The organism is Micromonospora sp. NPDC006766 (genome assembly GCF_040636055.1).
GTDB lineage: Bacteria > Actinomycetota > Actinomycetes > Mycobacteriales > Micromonosporaceae > Micromonospora.
Genome location: NZ_JBEYIX010000050.1, coordinates 1 through 25,753 on the forward strand (window position 1 = coordinate 1; position 25,753 = coordinate 25,753).

General features: G+C 69.5%; 24 protein-coding genes, 1 tRNA gene and 2 pseudogenes. 10 read left to right on the forward strand and 17 right to left on the reverse strand.

Annotation, left to right across the window (positions count from 1 at the left end):
* Positions 1-488: pseudogene (locus tag ABZ671_RS26910) on the reverse strand (IS5/IS1182 family transposase); the annotation flags it as partial.
* Between the two features lie 370 nt (positions 489-858).
* Here ABZ671_RS26910 and ABZ671_RS26915 point away from each other — a divergent pair.
* Positions 859-2,907 (forward strand): hypothetical protein, encoded by a 2,049-nt coding sequence (locus ABZ671_RS26915; protein WP_357863203.1) that lies wholly within the window; start codon positions 859-861, stop codon positions 2,905-2,907.
* A gap of 154 nt (positions 2,908-3,061) precedes the next feature.
* Here the strand turns inward: ABZ671_RS26915 and ABZ671_RS26920 are convergent, their stop codons facing one another.
* The 4 genes from ABZ671_RS26920 to ABZ671_RS26935 are packed head-to-tail and all read right to left on the reverse strand — an operon-like array spanning position 3,062 to position 6,582.
* On the reverse strand, positions 3,062-3,571 hold the full coding sequence (locus ABZ671_RS26920; RefSeq protein WP_357863206.1) for a DUF4913 domain-containing protein: 510 nt from the start codon (positions 3,569-3,571) through the stop codon (positions 3,062-3,064).
* Positions 3,568-4,683 carry a hypothetical protein gene (locus ABZ671_RS26925; RefSeq protein WP_357863208.1) on the reverse strand — a complete coding sequence of 372 codons (1,116 nt, stop codon included), beginning with the start codon at positions 4,681-4,683 and terminating at the stop codon, positions 3,568-3,570. Before ABZ671_RS26925 ends, ABZ671_RS26920 begins: the two co-directional genes overlap by 4 nt.
* Positions 4,684-4,732: 49 nt before the next feature.
* Positions 4,733-6,169: a relaxase gene (locus ABZ671_RS26930; protein ID WP_357863211.1), complete on the reverse strand. Its 1,437-nt coding sequence runs from the start codon at positions 6,167-6,169 to the stop codon at positions 4,733-4,735.
* Positions 6,166-6,582: a hypothetical protein gene (locus ABZ671_RS26935; RefSeq protein ID WP_357863214.1), complete on the reverse strand. Its 417-nt coding sequence runs from the start codon at positions 6,580-6,582 to the stop codon at positions 6,166-6,168. The genes ABZ671_RS26930 and ABZ671_RS26935 overlap by 4 nt, the downstream gene beginning before the upstream one ends.
* 557 nt (positions 6,583-7,139) lie before the next feature.
* Here ABZ671_RS26935 and ABZ671_RS26940 point away from each other — a divergent pair.
* A complete protein-coding gene (locus ABZ671_RS26940) occupies positions 7,140-7,661 on the forward strand; it encodes a GNAT family N-acetyltransferase (protein ID WP_357863216.1) in 522 nt (173 codons plus the stop codon).
* Positions 7,662-7,740: 79 nt separating this feature from the next.
* Here ABZ671_RS26940 and ABZ671_RS26945 read toward each other — a convergent pair.
* A pseudogene (locus tag ABZ671_RS26945) lies at positions 7,741-9,029 on the reverse strand (IS701 family transposase).
* 207 nt (positions 9,030-9,236) lie between these two features.
* Between ABZ671_RS26945 and ABZ671_RS26950 the strand changes: the two are divergent.
* The 4 genes from ABZ671_RS26950 to ABZ671_RS26965 all read left to right on the forward strand — a co-directional run bounded on the left by ABZ671_RS26950 (position 9,237) and on the right by ABZ671_RS26965 (position 12,109).
* A complete protein-coding gene (locus ABZ671_RS26950) occupies positions 9,237-10,478 on the forward strand; it encodes an MFS transporter (protein ID WP_357863297.1) in 1,242 nt (413 codons plus the stop codon).
* 46 nt (positions 10,479-10,524) lie between these two features.
* Positions 10,525-11,154, forward strand: a complete 630-nt coding sequence (locus tag ABZ671_RS26955; RefSeq protein ID WP_357863220.1) for a DUF402 domain-containing protein — start codon at positions 10,525-10,527, stop codon at positions 11,152-11,154.
* A gap of 203 nt (positions 11,155-11,357) precedes the next feature.
* Entirely contained in the window at positions 11,358-11,612 is a 255-nt protein-coding gene (locus ABZ671_RS26960) for a hypothetical protein (protein WP_357863222.1), read from the forward strand.
* Between the two features lie 248 nt (positions 11,613-11,860).
* Positions 11,861-12,109: a helix-turn-helix domain-containing protein gene (locus tag ABZ671_RS26965; protein WP_357863225.1), complete on the forward strand. Its 249-nt coding sequence runs from the start codon at positions 11,861-11,863 to the stop codon at positions 12,107-12,109.
* Here ABZ671_RS26965 and ABZ671_RS26970 read toward each other — a convergent pair whose 3' ends face one another.
* Positions 12,110-12,358, reverse strand: coding sequence for a hypothetical protein (locus ABZ671_RS26970; protein ID WP_357863228.1), 249 nt, complete (start codon positions 12,356-12,358; stop codon positions 12,110-12,112). It lies immediately after the preceding gene.
* 211 nt (positions 12,359-12,569) lie between these two features.
* Between ABZ671_RS26970 and ABZ671_RS26975 the strand changes: the two genes are divergently transcribed.
* Positions 12,570-13,751: a tyrosine-type recombinase/integrase gene (locus tag ABZ671_RS26975; protein ID WP_357863230.1), complete on the forward strand. Its 1,182-nt coding sequence runs from the start codon at positions 12,570-12,572 to the stop codon at positions 13,749-13,751.
* 113 nt (positions 13,752-13,864) lie between these two features.
* Here the strand turns inward: ABZ671_RS26975 and ABZ671_RS26980 are convergent.
* The 9 genes from ABZ671_RS26980 to ald form a co-directional block, all read right to left on the reverse strand.
* A tRNA-Pro gene (locus ABZ671_RS26980) sits at positions 13,865-13,938 on the reverse strand.
* Between the two features lie 168 nt (positions 13,939-14,106).
* The gene (gene der, locus ABZ671_RS26985; protein WP_357863233.1) at positions 14,107-15,510 is read right to left on the reverse strand and encodes a ribosome biogenesis GTPase Der; all 1,404 of its coding nucleotides are present in this window, start codon (positions 15,508-15,510) and stop codon (positions 14,107-14,109) included.
* Complete coding sequence (cmk, locus tag ABZ671_RS26990) at positions 15,507-16,187, reverse strand: (d)CMP kinase (RefSeq protein WP_357863235.1); 681 nt, start codon at positions 16,185-16,187, stop codon at positions 15,507-15,509. The genes der and cmk overlap by 4 nt, the downstream gene beginning before the upstream one ends.
* 219 nt (positions 16,188-16,406) lie before the next feature.
* Positions 16,407-17,177, reverse strand: a complete 771-nt coding sequence (locus ABZ671_RS26995) for a pseudouridine synthase (RefSeq protein WP_357863238.1) — start codon at positions 17,175-17,177, stop codon at positions 16,407-16,409.
* Positions 17,164-18,150, reverse strand: coding sequence for an SMC-Scp complex subunit ScpB (scpB, locus tag ABZ671_RS27000; RefSeq protein WP_357863241.1), 987 nt, complete (start codon positions 18,148-18,150; stop codon positions 17,164-17,166). Before scpB ends, ABZ671_RS26995 begins: the two co-directional genes overlap by 14 nt.
* Complete coding sequence (locus ABZ671_RS27005) at positions 18,150-19,103, reverse strand: segregation/condensation protein A (RefSeq protein WP_357863243.1); 954 nt, start codon at positions 19,101-19,103, stop codon at positions 18,150-18,152. Before ABZ671_RS27005 ends, scpB begins: the two co-directional genes overlap by 1 nt.
* A 41-nt stretch (positions 19,104-19,144) precedes the next feature.
* Positions 19,145-20,068, reverse strand: coding sequence for a ParA family protein (locus tag ABZ671_RS27010; protein WP_357863246.1), 924 nt, complete (start codon positions 20,066-20,068; stop codon positions 19,145-19,147).
* Positions 20,069-20,260: 192 nt separating this feature from the next.
* Positions 20,261-21,238, reverse strand: coding sequence for a site-specific tyrosine recombinase XerD (locus ABZ671_RS27015; protein WP_357863300.1), 978 nt, complete (start codon positions 21,236-21,238; stop codon positions 20,261-20,263).
* A gap of 5 nt (positions 21,239-21,243) precedes the next feature.
* Positions 21,244-22,359 (reverse strand): alanine dehydrogenase, encoded by a 1,116-nt coding sequence (ald, locus tag ABZ671_RS27020; RefSeq protein ID WP_357863249.1) that lies wholly within the window; start codon positions 22,357-22,359, stop codon positions 21,244-21,246.
* A gap of 258 nt (positions 22,360-22,617) precedes the next feature.
* Here ald and ABZ671_RS27025 point away from each other — a divergent pair, with 258 nt between their 5' ends.
* From ABZ671_RS27025 to ABZ671_RS27035, 3 genes are all read left to right on the forward strand, one after another.
* The gene (locus ABZ671_RS27025) at positions 22,618-23,193 is read left to right on the forward strand and encodes an IS607 family transposase (protein WP_357863252.1); all 576 of its coding nucleotides are present in this window, start codon (positions 22,618-22,620) and stop codon (positions 23,191-23,193) included.
* Positions 23,190-24,647 carry an IS607 family element RNA-guided endonuclease TnpB gene (gene tnpB / locus ABZ671_RS27030; RefSeq protein WP_357863255.1) on the forward strand — a complete coding sequence of 486 codons (1,458 nt, stop codon included), beginning with the start codon at positions 23,190-23,192 and terminating at the stop codon, positions 24,645-24,647. Before ABZ671_RS27025 ends, tnpB begins: the two co-directional genes overlap by 4 nt.
* Positions 24,648-24,810: 163 nt before the next feature.
* On the forward strand, positions 24,811-25,059 hold the full coding sequence (locus ABZ671_RS27035) for a TM2 domain-containing protein (RefSeq protein WP_357863258.1): 249 nt from the start codon (positions 24,811-24,813) through the stop codon (positions 25,057-25,059).
* Between the two features lie 64 nt (positions 25,060-25,123).
* Here ABZ671_RS27035 and ABZ671_RS27040 read toward each other — a convergent pair whose 3' ends face one another.
* Positions 25,124-25,729, reverse strand: coding sequence for an NUDIX hydrolase (locus tag ABZ671_RS27040; RefSeq protein WP_357863260.1), 606 nt, complete (start codon positions 25,727-25,729; stop codon positions 25,124-25,126).
* Positions 25,730-25,753 lie beyond the last annotated feature (24 nt).

A 25,753-nucleotide genomic window follows, 5' to 3' on the forward strand; every position in this document is an offset into this window, starting at 1 on the left:
TGCTCGCGGCCGGGACGCACGGGCGAGGTCCAGATGGGCCAGCCGTCGCCGACGGTGATCACCTGGACGTTGCCGCCATGGTTGTCGTGCTTGGCAGACCACCAGAGATCCACGCCCGGTGTCGGTCCGGGGGTGCGGCACCGGTCGGTTTCGATCAGTGTGCCGTCGATGTTGATATGGGAGTAGCCGGCGGCCTTGGCAGCGAGGAGGGCGCCGTGCAGGCTGGGTGCCTGTGCGGCGAGCACGTCGATGGCCTCGTGCAGGTAGTCGTAGCTGGTGGACACGCTGATCTTGTTGTCGGCGGCGAGTTGCTTGATCCGGGTGCCGTCGCAGAACCAGCGCAGGGCCAGGATCGCCTGGTCACGGCAGGTCAGTGACCGGGTTCGGGCGCGGGTGCCGCGGCGGGTGCGTTCGGCGTCCAGCAACCCGGCCAGACGGTTCACCGTCTCCTCGCGTACCGGCAGCACAGCCGTGTATGTGACACTCATGTCGACGCAGGACCTCTACGAAGTTGATCTGTGGAAGGACCACTTCGTACCGAGGTTCTGCGTCTTCTCTTCGTACCGGACCTGATCTGGCGCGTCTCACGCCTTCCCGGCATTCCAGGCAGCTACTGACTGCTACCACCCGCTTGCGCGGAATGGCTCAGTTGCCGGCTGGCTCGTCAACTTTGAGAAGTTCTCCGGCCACGCCGGGGACGAGCACGACTTCAGCGGCATGACTCGACCGTCAATTCGGGCATGCGACAATTCCTACCCACGTCCCGAGCACGCCCTGGTCGACGCGGTCAGAGATCTGGCGATACCGGCCGTACTGGAGGACCCGGAGGCGACTGTAGAGGTGCTCCTCCGCTCGGGCATGCAACTGCTCCGCAAGATAGCGATGTTCGCTGTTGCCGAGGCGATCCGCCAACGTATCGATGCAGGCACCGACGCACGGTACCTGCTTGGCGTCGCCGAACGATTCCTCGGCGACGAGGCGTCCGACAACGACCACCTGCGGGTCGAGTACGCCGAGCTTGCACAGGCGGTTGCGACGGTCGATTCGAGCGCGCTGAACGTCATCAACAAGTTCATCGCCTACGCACACGCAGAAGATCGGCGGTGGATGCGTGAACGCCTCGTCGACCCGGACACGCCCGAGGAAGAGGCCGAGGTCCAGATCCAGGAGCGCGCTGACCGCTACAAGCATCGCTGGCTTTCTGCGATTGGCGCTGATGCTCTGCCGCCCCAGCTGCGCACCGAGTTGGCCGCGTTGGATGCGCGCAACGGCACGGTCGAGGGAGCGCTCACCCCCTCGGGCATGATCACCAGCTGGACTGGGCCAAACCCGTACAGCACCCAAGATGAGATGGCGGCAATGAGCCCTACCGAGCTTGTCGCTCACCTTGCGAGCTGGCAGGACACGGGGGACGGCTGGGGACCTGAGCCCTCTCATGAAGGTCAAGGACGAGAGCTCGCGGGGCTCTTGACCACGAACCCCCACGCCCTAGCCGGCGTCACGGATCTCATCGAGCAGCTCCGGCCAACCTACCTGCGCGCCATTCTCCAAGGATGGGAGGCAGCCCTCAAGGCGGACATTGAACTCGATTGGTCACAGGTCGCCGCGTTGATTCGCGACGTGCTAGCGCACGAGGACGAGTCGCCCTTCCCTGTCGAGGGCGGCACGATGGATGACGACAAAAACTTCCGTTGGGCGAAGAAAGCCGCGGTCGGGCTTCTGGAGGAACTCGTCAAGAAGCGCGACGGCGTGGCGATTCCGGACCACTCAGTAGCTCAGTTTGCGAAATTGCTGATCGACGACGCCGACGACGACGACGCTTGGGCGGAGTACGACGCGTATGAGGTGGGCGACAACAGCTGGGACCCACTCACCATGTCGCTCAACTGGCAATGGCCTAGCCGACTGCGGGCGTTGATCTACCTGGCCACCCGGTCCAAGCAAGCGCCCTGGAAGCCGAGCGCGATGGCAGCGATCGAACGAGAGCTCGCGCGAGATGACAGGCACGGTGCTGGCCGTGCAGTGCTCGGCGAGAACACGGGCCGCCTCCTTGTTGACTCGCCGGAGTGGCTGAAGGACCACCTCGAAGAGTTCTTCGGCTCTGAACATGGCCTATCCGTTCAGCAGCAGATTGCCTTGACCACGGCTCTTGCCATGCACTACTACCACCGCGATTTGTACGACCTACTAAGCGGTCCGATGATTGCTGCGATTGACGTCGGCGCCGCGCTCGTCCGTGGATGGCCTAGTGAGTCCAATCCTGTCCAACGGATTGGCGAATGGGCCGTCGATGCACTGATATACGGCCATAAGACGGCCGACGATCCGGTTGTCCAAGCGTTCTTCACGGCGGCCGATGCCAAGATCCGCGGCGAGGCACTCGGCGTTATCGCTTGGTCGTTCTTCCGTGCTAGCCATGTTGATGATGAGATCCGCGATCGGTTCGGAGACCTCTGGGACGAGCGCTTCCAGCACGTCAAGGATCATCCGGAGGACCATGAAGAGCTGATGGGCTTCTACTGGACCGCCAAGGGCGACAAGTTTCCGGTCCAATGGTGGTTGCCAAGGCTGAGGGAGGCATTAGAGCTGGAGCCCGCGATTGCGACGGAGCGATACATGATCGGTAAGGACCTGGCGCAGGCCTCTACGGTCGACCCGGCGACTGCTTTCGCGGTGCTCAAACTTCTCCTAAACGGGCGTAGCGCGGGCGGCATGGTGTCCTATGACCTCACACGGAATGCGGTGCCAGTGGTGATTGCGAACGCCATGACGGCTGGAGACACTGCTCTGAAGTCGGCCGCAGAGGCCTATATGAACGACCTCGGCGCGAAGGGGAACCTCGAACTGGAAGCGGAGGTCCAGGCCGTTCTCGATGGGGCGGTGACCATCGCGGATATCGATGACTGAACATTTTCAAACCTGATCTTACTGGGCAGGCGTGCATGACGGCTCAGTGATCGATGAGGGTAACGATACAGATGGGACAGAACGTGGGGACGGACCGCCGTCCCCACCGTTCCTTGCCCTAGGGCCCCTGGCTGATTCTGCGCCAGAAGCGGAGTCACTCCCACCATCTCCACCAGTTCTCTGGCGCGGGCTGGGCGGGCACCTCCGGCGATGAGCGGTGTCGTTTCTCTCCGAGATCCCCGCCCGCAGCGCAGTTGCGGAATGGTCCGTCGTCGCCGCACAGGATGGGCAGTTGGTGGTCGAGTTCGCGCAGCCAGGGAAGCATGCCGGTCATCTGCAGGCGGGCCTGTTCCCAGCAGTACCACAGGGCAGTCAGCCGGGTCACCGCCTCATCATGGCGCCACCACTGCTCGCACCAGTGCCAGCGGTTCAGGCCGACCTCGCCGACCGGGCGCGGGAAGGTCGGCAGCAGGTACTTGGTCACCCACTCCTCGACCGTCGAGTACAGCGGTGGCTGGTCCTCCCCGTCGCCGTCCTGAGTGCGTTCGACCTGGACCTGCTGCAGGTCGGCGACCTGCGCCGCCAGTCTCGCCACCTGGGCGACGAGTTCCTCGAGTTGCGTAGCGGCGGCCATGCGGGTCCGCTGCGATGTGCTGTCCGTCATCGTGCCGGGCCTCGGGTCGGCACAGCGGTGACGGCCGGGGCGGGTTGTTGCCCTGCGATCGCCGGGTTGACCTGGGCCACGCGTAGCTTCGGGAAGGCCTGCGCCCAGGGTGGCGTCGGGACGGTGCCGGTGTTGCGGACGGCAGCCGCGGTGGCGACGGTGTGGTCGGCGTTGTCGTCGTGGAGCACGCTGGCTGTCTGCCCGGCCGCGTGCTCGTCGCCCGGGGTGCGGGGGTTGTCGACCGTCCCGGCGTCGCGGATTCCTTCGCCGCGTTCGGCGGCCGCCCGGCCTTGCAGGTCGCGGGCCAGGGCCTCCTCCACGTGGCTGTAGGCGAGGCGGATCGCCTCGACCGGCCGGCCGTCGGCTTCGCCGGCCCTGATGGCCTGGTTCATCTCGGCCGCGAGGTCGCGGAGCAGCTGCACCGGGTCGCCCGCGGGGAGCTTCCCTGTGGCGCGCCACTGGCGCTGTAGCTCGTCGAGGGCCTCCGGCCGTACGTGCTCGGCCAGTTTCATCGCCTCCTGCCGGACAGCGGCGTCGAAGTCGTCGACCAGCCCACTGCCGCTCGGTGGCAGTGCGGCTGGGCCGTCCGGGGTAATCCTCGGTCGGTTGGGTGTGCTGGCGTGGGCCCGAGCGCTGCCGTGCTGGCGGTGGCCGGCGCGGGCATCGCTCTCCCACACCTCCCGCGCGGCGGCGCGCATAGCCTCGGGAAGCGGCACTCCTGCCTGTCTATGGCGCTCGTAGGCGGCCATCAGATCTGGGCGAATCTGGCGTAGCCGTTGCTCGGCGAACTCTGCCGCCCGCCGGGCTACCGGGTCGCTGCTGGCGTGGATCGTCGCGGTTCGCCAGATAGCGGCGGCTTCGGCGAAGGTGGCCTTGTTGACCAACCAGTCGCCGTCCAGCGACGCCGCCATGCGTTCCCGGTCCGCGCGTACCTTGGCGGCCAGCCGGTCGGCTTCGCGTCGAGCCGTCGCGGCGGCCTGCTCACGCTGGGCCTCGCGTTCCCGTTCGGCGGCCTTGTTCTGGATGCCGACGGCAGCCCAGCGGGCACCGGCTTCGCCGACGGTCGCCACCGTCGCCAGCCCCTGCAGGAACTGTTGGCGGGTCTCGGCCATCGGGTCTTCATGTTGCTCCGGGCGCGGCACATGCACCTCCCCTGCTTATTCAACGGCCGCGCGCGGCACGCCGGCCGCCTCCCACTGTCGGCTCGGGCGTTGCCGCGGGAGTTAGCGGCGGCGCTACCACCTGTTGCCGGCCACCCGCTACCAGCCGCAGCGCGCCGGCTGCGGCCCGGGCCGCCTCGGCCTGGTGTAGGCGCTGCTGGGCCTGCCGCAGACCCTCGAGGGCATCGGCAAGCCGAGCCAGGTCCATCACCAACGCGAGAGCAGCGACCGCGTCCTCGTCACCGGAGATACGGCCCATCAGCGCTACCAGCCGCGCCATCGCGCGCAACTCCTGGGAACGGCCAGTGGACCGGCGTACTCGTCCGTACAGGTCCCGGGCCGCCCGGTCGAAAACTTCGGCTGCCCGGTGCAGCTGCCCGCGCCGGTCGCCCTCCACCGCGTACGCCAGGCTAATCAGCAGGTCAGCAGCGGCGACGGCGGTCGCCTGCGCCCGACCGGGTGCGGTACGGGCATCCCGGCGAATGTCCTCGGCGGCCGCGGAAACAGCGGCGGCGGCCTGGCGCATCGCCTCGACCCGTTCAGCCCGACCCACGGCCGGCGCCGACAGCGGCTTCGGGGCGCCCCACCGCAGCCGCAGCTTCGGCAACGTCAGGTCGGGCGCCAACCGGCCCCCGCCGAAGTACACCGGTTGCCCGTCCGCTGTGTGTCCGCCGGGGAGTGCCACTGCGTACCCGGTGATCTGCCGGGGGTCGGTGCTGCTGTGCCGGACTCGCACCAGCACGCCTGTCTCGCGCAGCCGGGCGAAGAACTCCTCCTCCGACCCGACGGCGGCCACGGCCGTGCGTACGCGCCGGCGCAGCTCATCACGCGGCGTTCGAGCGCGGCCGGTACGACGGGCCTTGCTGACCTCGACCGGGTGGGGACGACGATGGGCGGTGCGGTCCGCTGGCGGAACCCGGCGGTGCAGGTTGTAGCGGCGGGCCACGTTGTAGGTGGCCTTTACGCAGCGCGGGTAGTCGTTGCGCAGCCAGTCGGTACGGCCGTCCTCGCGCACGAGCGTGGCGACGATGTGCACGTGGTCATCGGCATGCCGCATCGCGATCCACCGCAGGCCCGGATCGGTGGCGGCGGTGGCGACCCCCACCTCGGTGAGCATCTGCTCCACCATGCTCGCCCACGTCGTGTCGCTGATGCTGCGATGCCGGTCCTCGGGCGCCAGCCGCATGCTGGCATGCCACACGAACTTCTTCGGCGGCCGGTAGCCGGCACGAACCGGCTGCTCCAGCAACGCCGTCAACGCACGGAAATCGCGCCTGCCCGTGGCGATGACTTCGGGCTCCAGGTCGGCCAGGAGGCCCGCGCCGTCCCAAGCGGCCACCAGGTGCGGGTTGACGTGTTCCTCCGCCTTGCCCGGGCCCCACAGGTAGCGCAGCAGCCCACCCACCCTCGACCCGCGCCGGTGCACCCGCGTGATCACCGCAGCCTCCTATCGATCAGAGAGATCACCTCGTCGAGCCGGGCCACCGCGGCCGCGCACAACCGGACAGCCTCGGCAGCCCAATCGGGCAGCTGACCGGTGGCGTTGAACGAGGCGGCGGCCTGGTTGACGTTGTTACCGAACATCGCCACGGCGCGGCGCGCGGCGAACAACTCATGCTGCAGATCGCGCAGATCGCCAGTCGCGTCACCGGGGGCTTGCCCGGCGGAGGCTGCGGCGACGGCGGCCTTCGCCGCGTAGCCGGTCGGGGTCAGCTGCGCAGCGGCCGCCGCCCTGTCAATCGCCGCCTTCTCCTCATCGGACAGCCTCAGCAACACCGCGTGCGGGCGAGCCGGCCGGCTGTGAGTACGATGCCGGACCTTGCGAGGCGGGGCGGGCTCGTCGCTGTCCATCCTCGCCACTGTGCGCCCCCGGCGTTGCCGGCGGCGGCAGCGCCAGCGGTTACCAACGCCGTACCCGGCCGGCTCGGCGGACATGCCCGCCCCCCATTGCCAATCTGCGACCGCGCCCGGTCGCAGATTGATAAGCAATGGCCATATCTTGCTCCGCTGTGCGGGGTTCGTCTGGACGGAGCCTGCGCAGGCAGTGTGTCGCGTCCACGCGGACCTTGCGGAGTCCGGACCTACCTTGCGGGTGGTCTTGCGGAGTCCGGATCTACTTTACGTGGCTGCTACAGGGCGGCCGCTCAGCCGATTCGTCGATGGATGCGGGCCGATTTGCATATGGCGCAGATCACACAACCTGCACGTGGGGGCTTCCTGAGTTCCTGGCGCTCCTCGGCGGGGGTTGCGTCTCTGACCTGGCTGACATCGCGATGCAGGGCCCCATGGCGCCTCCTGATAGCCGCCGAAGCGCGTGGGCCTTTATGGAGCTGAATCGGCTTCTGGGGGTGGTCGATGTTGGCAAGAAGCGGCTCGTTTAACGGTCCGGCTTTCCATACCGTGACCGCATGCCCGAGTTGATTCTGCCGACCATCCGCCTGCACGCCGCGTTCTTGGAATGCCGCGATGACTGGGGCCCTGGCCTCCACGAGGACGGCTTCGGCCTGGGGGTCGACGACGACGTGGACTCGCCCGAAGGCTTCGCCGCTTGGGTGCACGAGCGGGTCCGACTGACCCATCCGGCCGGCGACCCGTGCCCGGACGAACAGCACGGCTCACCCCGGTGGATTGTCGAGAACGGCCACGTACTCGGAGGAATCGCCCTCCGGCACCAGTTCGACGACGAGATCGGCCAGATCGGCTACGGCGTCCGGCCCTCCGCGCGCCGCCGAGGGCTGGCAAGTTGGGCACTCGGCGAGATGCTCAAGGAGGCTCGCGTCGTCCTGGGCCTGGACCGCGTCCTCATCCGTTGTCTGGCCGACAACATCGCGTCGGCCCGGACGATCGAACGCAACGGCGGCGTCCTCGAAAGCATCCGCGACACCGAGCACGGTCCAGTGAGGCGCTACTGGATCGCCTTAGATCGATGACGGGTCACGCGCTGTGCACGGCAACCCCGCTGAAGCCGAATCTAGGAACTACTCGTCTTAGTACGGCAGCCCGGGTTCGTTATGTAGATGCTGGTTGATGGATCGGTTGGGTGCGGCGGCGGTAGTGGCTGGTCCGGGCGCGTGCTTGGTGTTGGCGTCGCCAGTGTGACCAGGTCAGCCAGTGGCTGATCGGGTGGACGGTGTTGGTGATCAGCTTCGCGAAGAGGTGGCGGATTTCGGGCAGGGTCAACGGGATCACTGTCTGGTCGGCTGCGGGATGGTCGTCGTGTTCGCGGGCGGCGATCACGGTCAGGATGGCCTGGGCGAGCATGACGAGGGTGACGTGTCGGTGCCAGGCGTGCCAGCGGCGTACCTGGGGTTCGTCCAGGCCGATGGTCTTGCCGGTCTGGAAGCAGGTCTCGATGGACCATCGGGTTCCGGCCACCCTGACCAGCACACGCAGCGGAACTGGCTGGGGTGACCAGCAGCGGTAGAACGCCAGCTCGCCGTCGCTGATCCGGCGGCGGATCAGCAGGGCGTGCTGCCCCGGAGTCTCGTCGGCGGGCGGGGTGATGCTGATCCAGGCCCAGTCGTAGTCGCGGGCGCCTTTCGACCCGGCCCCGGCGGACAGCCGGTTCCACGCCCGGCTCGGCAGGTCGGCGGTGAGCCGGTCAGCGCGGACCGGGCCGTCGACCGGGCGGGCGGTGACCCGGTGGCTCTTGGCCACGGCTAGGACGTAGCCGATCCCGCGGGCTTGCAGGTCGCGGCGGAGCTGCCGATCACCGCCGTAGGCCTCATCCGCAGTGGCCCATGCCGCAGGCACGTTCGCCTCGAGGGCGCGGGTGAGCATCCGCCGGGCCAGAACGAGCTTGGTGGCGAACTCGACATCAGCCGGGATGCCGGCGGCGGCGCACCGATCGGGGTCGTCGGTCCACGCCTTGGGCAGGTAGACCTCCCGGTCGATCAGCGTGTAGCCGCCTGGTGCGGCATAGGCGAGGTAGACGGCGACCTGCGCGTTCTCCACCCGCCCCGCGGTCCCGGTGTACTGCCGCTGCACCCCGACGGTGTGTATACCCTTCTTCAGGTCACCGGTGTCATCAAGGATCAACACCCCGGCCGGGTCGCCGAGGGCGTCGATCACGTAGCCCCGCACGTCGTCACGCACCGTGTCGGCGTCCAGACCGCCTCGCCCAACAGCCGCTGCATCGCATGCGGCGATGCGTCCCCAGCCTGCTCAGCCAACTGCCAACACGACCGCGTGTCCACATCCGACAACAGCCCGAGCAGGAACGAGCGGGCCTGCCGGCGCGGCTCGACCCGGGAGAACCGGCCCGCGATCCACGCGAACCCGGTGTCGAACTCCGCCAGCCACCCCTCGGCGTCTACGCTGTGCCCAGCGGCCGCCGCACGATCTTCACTTGTCCTCACAAACAGTGCATGATCAACCGGCGGCCGTCTGCATGCCCGCAGACACGCCGACCAGCCCAAGCCAGGCTCAACTCATCGCCGGCCATCTACATAACGAACCCGGGCTGCCGTATTAGGCCAGTGTGACCCCGGGAGGTGCGGACCGTGTTGGATTTGAAGCTGTACCGGGACGCGCTCGCACTGCCGGGGTTGCGGCCTCTGCTGCTCGTCGCGATCCTGGCCCGGGTGCCGGTGGCGGCCACCGCGGTGGTGATGACGCTGCACGTGCTCGATCTGGGCCGCGGTTATTTCGCCGCCGGCCTGGTCGGGGCCGCGATGACGGTCGGTTCGGCGCTCGGCGCACCACTGCTCGGCCGGCTGGTCGACCGGCGTGGCCTGCGGCCGATGCTGCTGCTGACCACGGCGGTCTCGGCGCTGTTCTGGGCAACAGCGCCGGCCCTGCCGTACCCGATGCTGCTCGGTGCCGCGTTCGTCGGCGGGCTGCTCACCCTCCCGATCTTCTCCGTGATCCGGCAGTCGATCGCCGCGCTGGTCCCGCCGACCCAACGCCGTCAGGCGTACGCCCTGGACTCGATGTCGGTCGAACTCAGCTTCATGATCGGGCCGGCAGGGGCGGCGGCCCTGGCCACCAGTGTCTCGCCAACCCTGACCATGTACGCCGTCGGCGGCGGCATCGCGCTGGCCGGACTCACCCTACTGGTGCTCAACCCACCAACCCGGGCCCAGGACGAGCAGACGACGCCAGCGCAGCCACTGCCCCGCCGGCAGTGGCTGACCCCACGACTGATCGGACTGCTCGCTGGCGGCGCGGCCAGCACGCTGATAATCGCCGGCACCGATGTGACAGTGGTGGCGGTACTGCGTGACGCCGGTCAGATCGACTGGACCGGTGTCGTGCTGGCGCTCTGGGCCTCGTACTCGCTGGTCGGCGGCTTCACCTACGGAGCGCTGCCCCGCCCGGTGCCGTCGCTGACCCTTACCCTGCTACTCGGTCTGGTCACCATTCCGGTCGGTCTGGGCAGCGGCGAATGGTGGCTGCTCGCCCTGGTGCTGCTGCCATCCGGGGCACTCACCGCGCCGACCGTAGCCGCCACCGCCGACGCGGTCAGCCGACTGGCGCCGGCAAGCGTACGGGGTGAGGCGATGGGCCTGCACGCCTCGGCGATGACGGTGGGACTGGCGCTCGGCGCCCCGCTGGCCGGGGCGGTGATCGATGCCTCCGCACCGGCCTGGGGCTTCACCGCGACGGGCCTACTCGGCGCGCTGATCGCGCTGGCAGTGCTGCCGACCGAGTTGCGTCACCGGCGGTCCGACTCCGCCGCCGAAGCCACCATCACCCCCACCGCCGCTCCCACACCCGATTCCGCCCCCGTCCGATCATCGAACTAGACGAGTGAGTCCGCGGCATCTGATCAAGGCGGACTACGCTGCTGCGATGCCGTTTGAACCGGGCAAGGTCATCAATCGCCGCTATCTGCGCGGGCCGTGGTGTACGTGGGTGCAGCCGATGCGCGTCATCGCCGACAACGAGGACGGCCTGCTGCTCTGGCATTCTGCCGGCAGTGACTTCGCCCGGCTTGTCGATGCCGACGGCAAGACTCAGCACGAGGTCACCGTCGATCAGATGCGTGACCCGAAGCTGACGGTCCTGACCTGGCAGACGTACGACATTCTGGTCCTCATGCCGCCGCAGGCCGCCTACTCGGTGTGGTGGTTCTTCCGCGACGGCACCTTCGACGGCTGGTACGTCAACCTCGAGACGCCCTACCGCCGGCAGCCCGACGGCGTGGACACCAACGACCTCGTCCTCGACATCGTCGTAACCCCGGACCGGCAGTGGGAGTGGAAGGACGTCGACGAGCTCAACGAGCGCATCGGAAACGCCCTCTACTTCGACAGAGCCACGGCCGACGCCGTCCGCGCCGAGGGAGAACGGCTCATCAAGCTGGTCACGGCCGGCGACTTCCCCTTCGACGGCACCTACACCGACTTCCGTCCTGACCAGCGCTGGCCAATGCTGCGGCTCCCTGCGACCCTCGACCCGCAGCCCGGGCTGGCCGACTAACAGGTCATCCAGCACTGGGTACGGCTGAGGCACTGGGTGCATATTTCGCGAACGCCGTGGCGGTCAGCCTGGGCGACAGTGCGGGGTAGGGCGGCCATGTCACCTCCCAGGCGTATCACCTTGCCAGGTTGGGGGATGTATCGGGTTGCGCCCTGGTGGCAGCCTGTGACGCTTGAGCACACCCACCACATGAGAGGGATGCGATGGGCTGGATCAAGGACGCCAAGGCCAACGCGATCGCGCAGGAGGCCGCCAGGGCTCGCGAGGAGGGCCGCACGGTGTTCGTGGCCCGCATCAACAACCCGGCGACCGGGCATGTGATGTCGGGGTCGGTCGCTGGTGTGGCGGAGCAGATCGAGGCGGTGGAGGCTCAGGGCTGGCTGCTGCACCAGATGTCGTACTGCCAGGACAAGCGGGGCGGCGTGGAGGGGTACTACTTGTTTCGGCCGCGCCGTTGATCGGGCGCGCGGAATAGACCAGCCGCCCGAGAACAGTTGGGAACGGACGGACCCCGGCACGGTAGTGGTGGTGGGCAACCGCCGGCGGCTACCGCGGCGTTACCAGCGTTCTGGGTCACGCCGCTACCGGCGACGGGTAGCGCCACAAGCAACGCCGGAACCCGATGGTCGTGTCGAGGCATGTCGAAGTGTGCCTCTCCAGCCGGACGCCCTCGGCGTCCACTCCCCTCGACCTAAGGAGCAGGGTGATGATCGCCAGCACTCTCAACCGGGACGAGCTACTCCAACTACCCGCGGTGGTCGACCTCGCGACCGCCGCCCGCGCTCTCGGTGTGGGCCGCACGAAGGCTTACGACCTTGCGAAGAGCGGCGCCTTCCCCTGCCCCGTGCTTCGGATCGGAACTTCGTACCGCGTGCGCACGGCGGACCTGCTCAAGCTCGTTGGCGTCGAACGGCAGGAAGCCGACCAAGCCGCCTCGGGTCAGGGCCGGCAGTAACTACGCCGACCTCTGAGGCCCGCCCGCTTCAGCCTCGTCGGGCGCAGCGGCAGCCCACGCCGGCCGGTACCGCCCGGCGAGCACGTCGTCAACGAGCAACGCGAGTATCCCGGACGGCGTGAGGTCAGGCCGCAACACCGCCAGCCTCTCTATCTCCGAAGGCGTGAGCCGGATCTTGACCTGCTGATCCCGCTTCTCTCGCGCGGGCAACGGTGGCAGGTTGTCGGCGACAGGACGCTGTCGCGGCATGCCTCAACTCCTCGGCGAGCGGCTTAGACGGCTGGATGACGAGTCGAGGTTCCCACATCCCACATCGCCCACCACCATCCGCCACCGCGCGGACAAATCCGTACCGATATTAGGTACCGAAAGAAGGTACCATTATCTCATGACCAACCGCTGCCTCAGGCGTTGACGCCAGAGCACCAGCGCACCCCCCAACGGAAGGAACACGACCAGCGTGAGTACCTCGGACCCGATCAAGAAGATCACTCTTCGCAGCGGCAAGACCCGCTATCGGTTCGTCATCGATGTCGGGCGCAAGTCGGACGGACGCCGGGACCAGCGGACGTACACCTTCGACACCAAGAAGGAAGCCAGGGCCGAATACGCCCGGATCAAGCACGAGACCGACCGCGGCACGTACGTCAAACCCGGCAAGATCACCGTCGACGAGTTCCTCGACGAGTGGTTGAAGTCGGCCACCCGCGACGTGGAGAAGGCAACCGCCGCCAACTACCGCGACGCGCTCCTGCCGGTCCGGGCCCGCCTCGGCGAACAGCCACTCCAAGAAGTCACCGAGGCCGACATCGAGGCCCTGGTCGACTGGATGCTGACGCAGGGCCGGAAACGCGGCGGCAAACCGGGAACGGGCCTGGGTGTCCGATCGGTGCGCCTCACGCTCGGCCGGCTCCGAACCGCGCTGAACGTCGCGGTTCGCCGTCAGCTCGTGGTGCGCAACGTCGCAGCGTTCGTCACCATCCCCAGGGCGGCGGCGAAGGCCGCTGCCGAGGCCCGGGCGGAGCACAAACCGTGGACCCAGGAGGAGGTAAAGACGTTCCTGACCGGCATCACGGGCGAACGCCTGTACGCCGTCTGCCTGCTGTCGATGATGGGCCTCCGACCCGCCGAGGTGTGCGGGCTGCGCTGGTCCGATGTCGACTTCGAGGCCGGCACGATCGCGGCCGGGGAGAACACCAGGACGCTCGTCGACGGCGAGGTCGAGGAGAAAGAGGCCAAGTCGACAGCCGGCAAGCGCGGCCTACCAATGCCCGCGACGGTAGCGAAGGCGCTCAAGGCCTTCCACACCAGGCAGAAGAAGGAACGCCTGAAGGCCGGCAACGCCTACGTCGACAGCGGCTACGTCCTGGTCAACGAACTCGGCCAGCCGCAACGCACCGACTGGCTCCGCCGCCGGGTGTACGAACTGATGGCCAAGGTCGGCGTACGCAAGGTCCGGCCGTACGACGCACGACACGCCTGCCTGACCTACCTGGCCGGCGCCGGAGTGCCCGACGTCGTGCTGGCCGCCTGGGCCGGCCACGCCGACGGCGGCACGCTCGCCAAACGGGTCTACGTCCACCCGGACAACAGCCACCTGAAGGTGGCCGCCGAGCACCTCGAATCAGGCCTGTTCGGGTGACTCCTACGCCCAGATTTCAGCAGTACGGGCGTACGTGATGAATTGTGAGACGAAACAGCAAGAAGGCCCTGATCCACCGAAGTAAATCAAGGCCTTGACCTGCTGAAACTCTGTCGGGACGGCCGGATTTGAACCGACGACCCCTTGACCCCCAGTCAAGTGCGCTACCAAACTGCGCCACGTCCCGATGCCCCCGCCGGGTCTTCCCTGCGGCAGCCGATACAGCTTAGCGCAAGATCTTCGCGCAGTGCGCAGGGGCCCCTCCCGCGTCGCAGGTACGCCACGCCACTCCCCGTAGAGCGTCCTAGGAAAGGAGCCGCCGAGGAGACTTCCCCGGCGGCTTCGGGACCGAAACTCAGCCGTGTGCCTTGCCGCGCCCGCCCGGGCCGAGCTTCTTGCGGGGGCGTACCGAAATCTCGATCGGGCTGCCTTCGAAGCCGAACTCCTCGCGGAGCTTGCGCTCGACGAACCGCTGGTAGCCGGCGTCGAGCGGACCGGTGGTGAACAGCACGAAGCGCGGCGGGGAGACGCCGGCCTGGGTGGCGAAGAGGACGCGCGGGGCCCGACCGCCGCGCACCGGGTGCGGGGTGGCCTGGACCAGTGCGGTGAGCCACTGGTTGAGCTGCGCGGTGGGGATCCGGGTTTCCCAGCTTGCCAGGGCCTTACGCAGGGCTGGGGCGAGCTTGTCGACGGCCCGGCCGGTCTGCGCCGACAGGTTGAGCCGAATCGCCCAGGGGATGCGGCGCAGCTCCCGGTCGATCTCCTTGTCCAGGTAGTAGCGGCGGTCGGCGTCGACCAGGTCCCACTTGTTGAAGGCGATGACCAGGGCTCGACCGGCTTCCACGACCATGGAGAGGATCCGCTGGTCCTGTTCGCTGATCACCTCGCTGGCGTCGAGCAGCACGACGGCCACCTCGGCGGCCTCGATCGCGGAGGCGGTGCGGAGGCTGGCGTAGTACTCGGTGCCGCTGGCCTTGCCGACCCGCTTGCGCAGGCCTGCGGTGTCCACCAGCTGCCAGGTCTCCCCACCGATCTCCACGAGGCTGTCGACGGGGTCGACCGTGGTGCCGGCGACCGAGTCGACCACCGCCCGATCCTCGCCGGAGAAGCGGTTGAGGAGGCTGGACTTGCCGACGTTGGGTCGGCCCACCAGGGCCACCCGGCGGGGGCCGCGCGGGCGGTTCTCGACCACGGTCGGGGCCTCGGGCAGCGCGTCCAGGATGGCGTCGAGCAGGTCGCCGGAGCCACGGCCGTGCAGCGCGGAGACCGCATACGGCTCGCCGAGGCCGAGCGACCAGAGGGCGGTCGCTTCCATCTCGATGGTGGTGTTGTCGGCCTTGTTCGCGACCAGGATGACCGGTTTGGCGGTGCGGCGCAGCATCTTGACGGCGGCTTCGTCGACGTCGGTCGAGCCGACCATCGCGTCGACCACGAAGAGCACCACGTCGGCGGTGACGACGGCGGTTTCGGCCTGCGCGGCGATCGCGGCGGCGCGGTCCTTCGCGTCGGGTTCCCAGCCGCCGGTGTCCACGACGGTGAACGCGCGGCCGTTCCACTGCGCGTCGTAGGGGACGCGGTCGCGGGTCACGCCGGGGATGTCCTCGACGACGGCCTGCCGGCGGCCGATGATCCGGTTGACCAGCGTCGACTTGCCGACGTTGGGCCGGCCGACCACAGCTACGACGGGCTGCGGGCCGGTCGGTTCACCGGCGTCAAGCTCCGGGTCGTGCAGCTCGACCCATTCTCCGACCTCACTCATGCCACGCCTCGTTCGGTGAGTAGTTCGCGCAGCTGGGCGACGACCTCGTCGATGCCCAGCTGGGTGGTGTCCAGCACGACCGCGTCGGGGGCCTGCTGGAGCGGGTTGACCTTGCGGGTCGAGTCGAGCTGGTCGCGGCGGGCCAGGTCGGCGGCGGTCGCGGTGACGTCGCTGGCGTCTTCGGCGCTGCGCCGCTGGGCGCGGGCTTCCTCCGAGGCGGTCAGGTAGACCTTCAGGTCGGCGTCGGGGGCCACCACGGAGGCGATGTCGCGGCCCTCGACCACGATCCGGCCGGCGTTGGTGATCATCTGTCGCTGGCGGGCGACCAGCAGTTCGCGTACGGCGGCCACGGCGGCCACGGCGGAGACCGCGCCGGTCACCTCGGCACCGCGGATCTCCTTCGCCACGTCGACGCCGTCGGCGGTCACGCCGTACCCCTCAGGGTCGGTGCCGATGCGCAGGTCGACGTCGCCGGCGACCTTGGCCACCGACTCGGCGTCGGTGAGGTCGACGCCGGAGCGCAGCACCGCCCAGGTGACCGCCCGGTACATGGCGCCGGTGTCGAGGTAACGGGCCCCGATGCGGACGGCGAGCCGCCGCGAGACGGTGGATTTGCCCGAACCGGATGGTCCGTCCACCGCGACCACGCACCGCCCGGTCGGTTCGTTCTGCCCCACCGTGTTCCTCCTCAGCCCGTACCTCGCGGGTCGCCGGTGTCTCCGGCGCCGTTGAGCGGATGTTCCTCGTCCATGATGCCCGCGCCCGTGGCGGGCCGGCGCGGCGACGTCGCCGGGCGCGACCGGCGACACCGTGGCTACTCCAGTTCGCCGCGCCACGACCTGGTGCTGTCGCGGGCCGCGAGGAAGCCTACCGGCACGCCTACCCGCAACGGCGGGTCAGTCACCCACCGCTTTGAACAGGGCGGCCACCTCGGCGTTGGTGAGCCGCCGGGTCCGCCCGGCGCGCAGGTCGCCGAGGCGGATCGGCCCGATCGAGGTACGGACCAGCCGGCTAACCGGATGCCCGACCTCGGCCAGCAGGCGCCGCACGATGTGTTTGCGCCCTTCGTGCAGGGCCAGTTCCACGTGGGCGGTTTTGCCCAGGGTGCCCGTCACCCGGAACGAGTCGACCCGCACCGGCCCGTCCTCCAGTTCGACGCCGGCTGCCAGGCGCTTGCCGAGGTTACGCGGGATCGGCCCGGCGACCTCGCACAGGTAGGTTTTGAGCACCCCGTACGACGGGTGCATGAGTCGGTGGGCGAGGGTGCCGTCGTTGGTGAGCAGCAGCAGGCCCTCGCTGTCCGCGTCGAGCCGCCCGACGTGGTAGACGCGCTGTTCGACCCGGTTGCCGAGGAAGTCCGACAGCGCGGCGCGTCCCTTTTCGTCGGCCATGGTGGAGACGACGCCGCGGGGCTTGTTCATGGCCAGGTAGACCAGCCGGGTGTCGGCTTGCAGCCGTTCGCCGTCGACGTGGATGACGTCGCGGGTCGGGTCGGCCTTGTCGCCGAGTTGGGCGACCCGGCCGTTGACGGTGACCCGGCGCCGGAAGATCAGGTCCTCGCAGGCACGCCGTGATCCCACCCCGGCGGCGGCGAGCACCTTCTGCAGGCGCTCGGCGTCCTCGTACACGGGGGCGTCGGGTTTGGGGGCACGGTCATCGCGTCGCATCGGCAAGCTCTTCTACGTCGTCGGGCAGGAAGGGGGCTAGCGGCGGCAGGTCGTCCACCGAGTTCAGTCCCAGCTTCTCCAGGAAAAGGGTGGTGGTCCGGTAGCGGAAGGCTCCGCTGTCCGGTTCGGTGCCGCATTCTTCGACCAGGCCGCGGGAGACCAGGGTACGCAGCACCCCGTCGCAGTTGACGCCCCGGATAGCGGAGATCCGCGACCGGGTCACCGGCTGCTTGTAGGCGACCACGGCGAGTGTCTCCAGGGCGGCCTGGGTGAGTCGTGCCGACTGCCCGTCCAGCACGAACCGCTCCACGTAGGTGGCGTATTCCGGGCGGGTGTAGAGACGCCAGCCGCCGGCGGCCCGGCGCAGTTCGAAGCCGTGTCCGGCGGCGGTGTAACCGGCCGCGATGTCCTCGAGCATCGGGCCGATCCGCTCCGGGGGCTGTTCCAGCACCTGGGCCAGGGTCAGCTCGCTGACCGGCTGGTCCACCACCAGCAGGATCGCCTCCAGCGCGCCGCGCAGTTCGGTGTCGTCGAGCGTCGGGGCGGGCTCGGGCGCGACCGTCGCCCGCCGTCGCCCCCGCTTCCCGGGTACGCCCGAAGTCGCCTCGTCCGCTGCCACCGACTCGCCGGCGCCGGCCGCCTCCGTCCCGGCCCCACCCGGCACTGTCCCCGACGCCACTCCCTCCTTCGCCCCACCGGACCCGCTCCCGCCGCTCTGCTCCGGGATCTTGGTGCCGTGCGGCCCCTCCAGAGGCCTGCCCGCACCACGGTCCGAAGCGGGCTGCGGCTCCGACTCGGCGACGGTGGAGATCGTGGAAGAGGAAAACCCCTCCGAGGGCTCTTCGCTTCCACGATCTGCGGCGGGGGCGGGCGCAGCGGCGGGGGCGGGTTCCTGGGGGGCGGGACGCTGCCACGGGGGGACCCAGGCGGCGGCCTGGTCGGCCAGCGAGTGGCCGTACTCCTCGTCGCTCATCAGGGCTCCTCCTGGGTCGTTGCCGGGTCGCCGCCGTCGGGCGCGGGCGGGGCGGCCGGCTCCGGGGAGCCGGCGTACTCGTCGATGGTCAGCGCGGTGCCGCCCTCGACGGGGCCGGTCCACCGCACGGTCAGCTCCTCCAGGGCCTGCTCCTGCACGAAGGCGACCAGCCCCTGCCGGTAGAGCTCCAGCAGGGCGAGGAAGCGGGCCACGACCTCCAGGGTGATGTCGCAGTCGGCGCAGAGCAGCGAGAAGGTGGCGGTGCCGGCGCGGCGTAGCCGGGCGGAGATGATTTCGGCGTGCTCCCGGACGCTGACCCGGACCATGTGCACGTGCGCGATGGACACCTCGGGTACCGGCTTCGGGGTCATCGCCTTCAGCGCCAGCTTGAGCAGTCGTTGCGGGCCGATGCCGAGCACCAGGTCGGGCAGCGCCTCGGCGTACCGGGGTTCCAGGGTGACCGCTCGGGGGTAACGCCGGCCGCCGACCGCCTCCAGGTCGGCCAGGTGCGCCGCGGCCTCCTTGTAGGCCTTGTACTGCAGCAGTCGGGCGAAGAGCAGGTCCCGGGCCTCCAGCAGGGCCAGGTCCTCCTCGTTCTCCACCTCGGCGGCGGGCAGCAGCCGGGCCGCTTTCAGGTCGAGCAGGGTGGCGGCGACCAGCAGGAATTCGCTGGTCTCGTCGAGGTCCCACTGGTCGCCCATGGCCCGGATGTAGGCGATGAACTCGTCGGTGACCTTGTGCAGGGCCACCTCGGTGACGTCGAGTTTGTGTTTGCTGATGAGCTGCAGCAGCAGGTCGAACGGGCCGGTGAAGTTGTCCAGCCGGACGGTGAACCGGCTGGTGTCCCCGGCGGGGTTGCCCGCGCCGGCACCGTCGACGTCCGCAGCCGGCTCGGTCGCTGGCGGGGCGGTGCCGGCCGGGGCGGCGGGCGGGTCGAGGGGCGGTGCGGTCACCGGAAAACCGTAGTCCACGGCAGGGACTCGCGACGTGCGACCTACCGCTCCGACTGGGCGGCGATCACCTCACGGGCCAGCTGGCGGTAGTTGCGGGCGCCGGAGGAGGCCGGGTCGAGGGTGGTGATCGGGGCGCCGGCGACGGTCGACTCGGGGAACTTGACGGTCTTGGTGATCACGGTCTGGTAGACCTTGTCCCCGAACGCCTCCACCACCCGCTGCAGCACCTGCCGGCAGTGGGTGGTGCGGCTGTCGTACATGGTGGCGAGGATGCCCTCGAGCTCCAGGTCGAAGTTGAGTCGCTCGCGCACCTTGTCGATGGTGTCCAGCAGCAACGCGACCCCGCGCAGGCTGAAGAACTCGCACTCCAGCGGGATGAGCACGCCGTGCGCCACGGTCAGCGCGTTGATCGCCAGCAGCCCCAGCGAGGGCTGGCAGTCGATCAGGATGAAGTCGTATTCCTTGCGGACCGACTTGAGCACCCGGGCCAGGGCCATCTCCCGGGCGACCTCGTTGACCAGTTGTATCTCGGCGGCGGAGAGGTCGATGTTGGCGGGGAGCAGGTGCAGCCCGGCGACGTCGGTCTTGATCAGCACGTCCTCGGCGGTGACGTCGTCCTGCATGAGCAGGTTGTAGACCGACAGGTCGAGGTTGTGCGGGTTGACGCCGAGACCGACGGAGAGCGCGCCCTGCGGGTCGAAGTCGACCAGCAGCACCTTGCGGCCGTATTCGGCGAGCGCGGCACCCAGGTTGATGGTGGTGGTGGTCTTGCCGACGCCACCCTTCTGGTTGGCCATCGCGATGATCCGCGCCGGGCCGTGCCGGTCGGTCGGCATCGGCTCGGGGATCGGCTTGCGCATCGTGTACGCGGCGGGGTCGGCCGGGCCGAGGTCGGCGCCGAGCGACGCCTGCTGCTCGCGGAGCTCCGACGTCCAGGTCTCGGCACGGTCCTCGTTGCCAGCCATGTCCTTGTTTGCCCCCTCCCGACGACCACCCGGTGTCGGAGCCGTCCGACGTCCCTCGCGGCGCCGCTGCGACCTCCGGTCTGCCGGCCCATGAGGTTCACGCCGATGCCGACTGTACGCCACCGGCCAGCAGGGCGTTCGGTAGCGGGTCGGCGTGTCGACCCGCTACGCCGCCGGGCGGGTGCACAGAGGTCAACCGCGGGCTCGTGGGTGGGCGGTCGCGTACACCTCGCGCAGCCGCTCCACGGTGACCAACGTGTACACCTGGGTGGTGGTCACCGAGGCATGGCCGAGTAGTTCCTGCACCACCCGCACATCGGCGCCGCCGTCGAGCAGGTGGGTGGCGTACGAGTGGCGCAGGGTGTGCGGGGAGACCGCGTCGGGGCCGGCGACCGGCAGGCCGGCCCGCTGCGCCGCGCCACGCAGGACGATCCAGGCGCCCTGCCGGGTCAGCGGGCCGCCGCGGGCGTTGACGAAGACCGCCGGGGTGCCCCGGCCGGCGGCGAGCAACGCCGGGCGGCCCCGGACCAGCCAGGCGCGCAGCGCCTCGACGGCGTACCCGCCGACCGGGACGAGGCGGGCCCGGCCGCCCTTGCCGCGCAGTAGGACGACTCCCTCGTCGACGTCCAGGTCGTCCACGACCGCGCCGAGCGCCTCGGAGATGCGCGCGCCGGTGCCGTACAGGAATTCCAGCAACGCCCGGTCGCGCAGCGCGCAGGGCGCCGCGTCGCCGGTCCCGGCGACCGAACCGGTGCTATCCAGCAGCCGGAGCACGTCGTCGACGGGCAGCGCCCGGGGCAGCCGGCGCGGCGGGGTGGGTGGGCGAACGTCGCGGCTGGGGTCGACGCCGGTCAGGCCCTCACGCAGCGCGAAGCGGTGCAAACCGCGGACGGCGCTGGCGGCGCGGGCCGCCGACGACACGGCCAGTGGCGGGTGGTCGGCGTCCCCGGCGCGCAGCCGGGCCAGGTGTGTCTCCACCTGGGCGGGCCCGACGCAGGACAGGTCGGTCACCCCCGCCGCGGCCAGGGTGCTCAGGTAGCGGTCGAGGTCGCGGCGGTACGAGGTGAGGGTGTTCGCGGACAGCCCACGCTCGACGGTGAGGTGGTCGAGGTAGCCGCGGACGGCGCGGCGCAGGGCCGGCGCGGGTTCCGCGCCGGCCCGGTCCGTGATCGCGTTCAGCTCAGCACCTCGGCCAGCGGCAGCACGTCCAGGTCGTGCGCCTCGGCGACCGGGCCATAGACGACCCTGCCGGCGTGGGTGTTCAGGCCCAGCGCCAGGGCCGGGTCGTTGCGCAGCGCCTGACGCCAGCCCCGGTTGGCCAGTTCGAGGGCGTACGGCAGGGTGACGTTGGTCAGCGCGTGGGTGCTGGTGTTCGGCACCGCCCCGGGCATGTTCGCCACACAGTAGAAAATCGACTCGTGCACCTTGTAGACCGGGTCGGCGTGGGTGGTCGGGCGGGAGTCCTCGAAGCAGCCACCCTGGTCGATGGAGATGTCGACCAGCACGCTGCCCGGTTTCATCCGGGAGACCAGCTCGTTGGAGATCAGCTTCGGCGCTTTCGCGCCGGGCACCAGCACCGCGCCGATGACCAGGTCCGCGTCGAGGACCGCCCGCTCGATCTCGTACGCGTTGGACGCGACGGTCTGCAGGTGGCCACGGTAGATGGCGTCGGCCTGGCGCAGCCGGGCCACGTTCTTGTCCAGCAGCAGCACCTCCGACTGCAGGCCGAGCGCGATCGCGGCGGCGTTCATGCCGGAGACGCCGGCGCCGATGACCACCGTCTTGGCCGCGTAGACGCCGGAGACGCCGCCGGGCAGCACCCCGCGTCCGCCGCCGGTGCGCATCAGGTAGAAGGCGCCCACCTGCGGGGCGAGGCGTCCGGCCACCTCGGACATCGGGGCGAGCAGCGGCAGCGACCGGTCGGGTAGCTCCACGGTCTCGTACGCGATGGCGGTGACCTTGCGGTCGAGCAGCGCGTCGGTGCACTCCCGTAAGGCGGCCAGGTGCAGGTAGGTGAAGAGCACCTGCCCCTCACGCATCCGGTGGTACTCCTCGGCGACCGGCTCCTTGACCTTGAGCACCAGCTCGGCGGCGGCCCAGACCTCGTCCGCGCCGGTGACGATCTTCGCGCCGGCGGCGGCGTACTCGTCGTCAGCGATGCTGGAGCCGACCCCCGCCCCGGCCTCGACGAAGACCTCGTGGCCGTGGCGGGTGAACTCGTTGACGCCCGCGGGCGTGATCGCCACGCGGTACTCGTGGTTCTTGACTTCGCGGGGAATTCCGACCTTCACGGTGCAGACACCTTCTTCCGGGGCTGCTCACCGCCCCCGACTGCGGCGCCGCGGCGACCCCTACGCCGGCGCGGTCCACCGGTCCTGCCGGCCGAAGTCTAGGCGCGCGGGCACTCCTTCGGCGGCCTGCACAGTGCCATCCGGTGCCCGATCGTGCTGACGATGTGTCAGGACCGGACCGGGCTGAGCGGTGGGGTTGGCAACAGATCCCGGTTTTGTGGGCAACCATACTCGAACATTCCCATGTATTGTGGTGGTGTGAAGCTGTCGGACTGGGCGCGCGAGCAGGGCGTGTCCTATCAGACGGCTTGGCGGTGGGTGAGGGACGGCAGGATGCCTGTTCCTGTCCGTCAGGCGCCGTCTGGTACGTGGATCGTGGAAGAGGCGCGGTCGGCGGCCGGTCGTGTGGTCGCCTACTGTCGCGTGTCTTCCAGTGATCAGAAGAGTGACTTGGACCGGCAGACGGTGCGGGTGGTGGAGGGGGCGAACGCCCAGGGCCTGGCCGTGGCGGAGGTCGTGACCGAGATCGGTTCCGGCCTGAACGGTAAGCGCCGCAAGCTGCATCGACTCCTCGCTGACCCGTCTGCGGCGGTGATCGTGGTCGAGCACAGGGATCGGCTGGCCCGGTTCGGGGTGGAGCATGTGCAGGCCGCGCTCGCTGCGACCGGGCGTCGTCTGGTGGTCATCGATCCGGAGGGATCCACGGACGGCCTGGTCGAGGATATGGCCGAGGTGTTGACGTCGTTGTGTGTCCGGTTGTATGGGCAGCGGGCGGGCAAGGATCGTGCTGCCCGCGCTCTGGCCGCCGCGACCGCCCAGGAGCCGTCGGTGTGAAGAAGTTCGAGCCGCGTCCGGGTTTCGTGGTGCAGGCGTTCCGTTTCGCGTTAGACCCGAACGCCGAGCAGGAGCAGCGGTTGCGGTCGCACTGTGGTGCGGCTCGCGCCGCCTACAACTGGGCCGTGGGCTGGGTGATGGCGTCGTGGTGGCAGCGCAAGGCGGAAGAGTCCTACGGCATCGGCGAAGAGGACCTGACACCGTGGCGGCCGTGGTCGCTGCAGTCGTTGCGGAAAGTGTTCAACGAGGTCAAGAAGATCGACCCGCGTTTCGCCGGCTGGTGGCAGGAAAACTCGAAGGAGGCGTACAACACGGGCCTGGCCAACGCGGCGGCGGCGTTCGACAACTACGCGAAGTCCAAGCGCGGGCAGCGCAAGGGCAAGCGTGTGGGTATGCCCCGGCGCAAGTCCAAGCACACCGCCCGGCTGGCGTGCCGGTTCACCACCGGCACTATCCGGGTGGAGGCGGACCGCCGCCACGTGACGCTGCCCCGGCTCGGGACCATCCGCACCTACGAGTCCACCCGCAAGCTGGAGCGCCGCATCGGCAACGACACCGCCCGCATCCTGTCCGCCACGGTCACGTTCGCGCGGGGGCGGTGGTTCGTCTCTTTCCAGGTCGAGATCCAACGCGCAGCCGACCGGGCTCCGGCGCGTCCGGATGTGGTGGCGGGCGTGGATCTGGGGGTGACGTGTCTCGCGGTGATCGCCGACAGTCAGGGTGAGGTGCGGTACGTGCCGAACCCCGGGCACTACGACGCCGCGCTCAAGCACCTCAAACGGCTGTCCCGGCGGGTTTCCCGCCGTCAGGGGCCGGACCGGCGCACCGGGCAGCGGCCGTCCCGGCGGTGGGCGGTCGCGAACGCCGAACGTAACCGCGTGCACCACCGGGTGGCGAACCTGCGCGCCGACGGGCTGCACAAGCTCACCACCGGCATCACCGGCGAGTACGGCACGGTGGTGGTCGAGGACCTCAACGTGGCCGGCATGCTGCGTAACCGGCGTCTGGCCCGCAGGATCGCCGACGCCGGGTTCGGTGAGATCCGCCGCCAGATCGTCTATAAGACCGGCTGGGCCGGCGGCACCCACGTGCTCGCCGACCGCTGGTATCCCTCCAGCAAGACCTGCTCAGCCTGTGGCGTGGTGAAAGCCAAACTGCCGCTGCACGTCCGAGTGTTCACCTGCGACGCCTGCGGTCTGGTCCTCGACCGGGACGCCAACGCAGCCCGCAACCTCGCCGCCCTCGCGACGGCACAAGCAACGGGTACCGGAGTGGCCGGAGACCCAGGCGCGCAAACGCCGAAACCGCGTGGAGCCGACCGCAAGACCCGCACCACCACCCGCAGCCGTAAGGCCACGGGTGAGCGGGCAGGTGGCGCAACCCTGCCACACCAACAGCAGCAGGAGGAAACGCGAGACCGTCATCAGGACACCGAACCGCTCGCGCTTCGGTGACACCGTTACGGACCTTCCCAGCCCAAAGGCCGGGATTGCTGACATCCGACTACGGAATCAGCAACGGAGTGACTCAGCCGTCAGGCCGGTATTCGTGAAGATCGCCTGATTGTCCGGGCGGCGATGCGGACAGCTCCGGTGTCGATCACTACGCTGACCCCTCATGACTACTCCCCCTTACCAGCCCTACGGTGTCTCGGACAAAAGCAAGGTCGTCGCGGGCATCCTGCAGATTCTCCTCGGCAGTTTCGGTGTCGGCCGCTTCTACATGGGCGACGTGAAGACCGGTGTGCTTCAGCTCGTGGTGACCTTCGTGACCTGCGGCCTCGGCTCGATCTGGGGTCTCATCGACGGCATCCTGATCCTGGTCAACGGCGGCGTCGACGGCCAGGGGCGCCCGCTGCGCGACTGACGGCGGCAGCAACGCGACAGGGGCCGTGCGGTGATCGCACGGCCCCTGCGGCTGTCCGGCCCGCTCAGCGGGGCAGCGGCGCCTCCGGCCGGCGCAGCTCGGTGAAGCCGGTCTCGCGGGCCCGGGCGGCGGCGAGCAGCCCGGCCACGCAGGCGGCGTTGGTGATCTCCCCCGCCAGAACCATCCCGACGGCCTCGTCCAGGTCGACCCGCACGACCTGAAGGTCGGCCTCCTCGTCGCGCCGGTCGTGCCGCTGCTCGACAGGCACGTCGGCGAGGTCGCGGGCCAGGAAGACCCGCACCACCTCGTCCGAGAAGCCCGGCGAGCTGTGCAGGTCGACCAGGACATCGATGGCGCCGGCGGTCAGGTCGGCCTCCTCGGCCAGTTCCCGGGCCGCGGCGGCGGCCAGGTCCTCGCCGCCGACGTCCATCAGCCCGGCCGGCAGTTCCCACAGGTGCCGGCCGACCGGGTGCCGGTACTGCCGGATCAGCACCACCTGTCCCGCGTCGTCCAGGGCCACCACGGCGACCGCGCCGACGTGCCGGACGTAGTCGCGGGCGGCGGTGCCGCCGCCGGGCATGGTGACGTCGTCACTGACCACCGAGAAGATCCGGCCGGACCAGATCTCGCGGTGGCCGGTCACCGTGTACCGGTGCTCGACGCCGCTCACGCCGCCGCCCCGCTGCGAACGGTT

What these genes read in the sequence shown, in the direction of transcription:
- ABZ671_RS26915 (WP_357863203.1), top strand. Translation starts at nt 859, where the DNA reads ATGCAACTGCTCCGCAAGATAGCGATGTTCGCTGTTGCCGAGGCGATC.
- ABZ671_RS26920 (WP_357863206.1), bottom strand. Translation starts at nt 3,571, where the DNA reads ATGACGGACAGCACATCGCAGCGGACCCGCATGGCCGCCGCTACGCAA.
- ABZ671_RS26925 (WP_357863208.1), bottom strand. Translation starts at nt 4,683, where the DNA reads ATGGCCGAGACCCGCCAACAGTTCCTGCAGGGGCTGGCGACGGTGGCG.
- ABZ671_RS26935 (WP_357863214.1), bottom strand. Translation starts at nt 6,582, where the DNA reads ATGGACAGCGACGAGCCCGCCCCGCCTCGCAAGGTCCGGCATCGTACT.
- ABZ671_RS26940 (WP_357863216.1), top strand. Translation starts at nt 7,140, where the DNA reads ATGCCCGAGTTGATTCTGCCGACCATCCGCCTGCACGCCGCGTTCTTG.
- ABZ671_RS26955 (WP_357863220.1), top strand. Translation starts at nt 10,525, where the DNA reads ATGCCGTTTGAACCGGGCAAGGTCATCAATCGCCGCTATCTGCGCGGG.
- ABZ671_RS26960 (WP_357863222.1), top strand. Translation starts at nt 11,358, where the DNA reads ATGGGCTGGATCAAGGACGCCAAGGCCAACGCGATCGCGCAGGAGGCC.
- ABZ671_RS26965 (WP_357863225.1), top strand. Translation starts at nt 11,861, where the DNA reads ATGATCGCCAGCACTCTCAACCGGGACGAGCTACTCCAACTACCCGCG.
- ABZ671_RS26970 (WP_357863228.1), bottom strand. Translation starts at nt 12,358, where the DNA reads ATGCCGCGACAGCGTCCTGTCGCCGACAACCTGCCACCGTTGCCCGCG.
- der (WP_357863233.1), bottom strand. Translation starts at nt 15,510, where the DNA reads ATGAGTGAGGTCGGAGAATGGGTCGAGCTGCACGACCCGGAGCTTGAC.
- ABZ671_RS26995 (WP_357863238.1), bottom strand. Translation starts at nt 17,177, where the DNA reads ATGCGACGCGATGACCGTGCCCCCAAACCCGACGCCCCCGTGTACGAG.
- scpB (WP_357863241.1), bottom strand. Translation starts at nt 18,150, where the DNA reads ATGAGCGACGAGGAGTACGGCCACTCGCTGGCCGACCAGGCCGCCGCC.
- ABZ671_RS27010 (WP_357863246.1), bottom strand. Translation starts at nt 20,068, where the DNA reads ATGGCTGGCAACGAGGACCGTGCCGAGACCTGGACGTCGGAGCTCCGC.
- ABZ671_RS27035 (WP_357863258.1), top strand. Translation starts at nt 24,811, where the DNA reads ATGACTACTCCCCCTTACCAGCCCTACGGTGTCTCGGACAAAAGCAAG.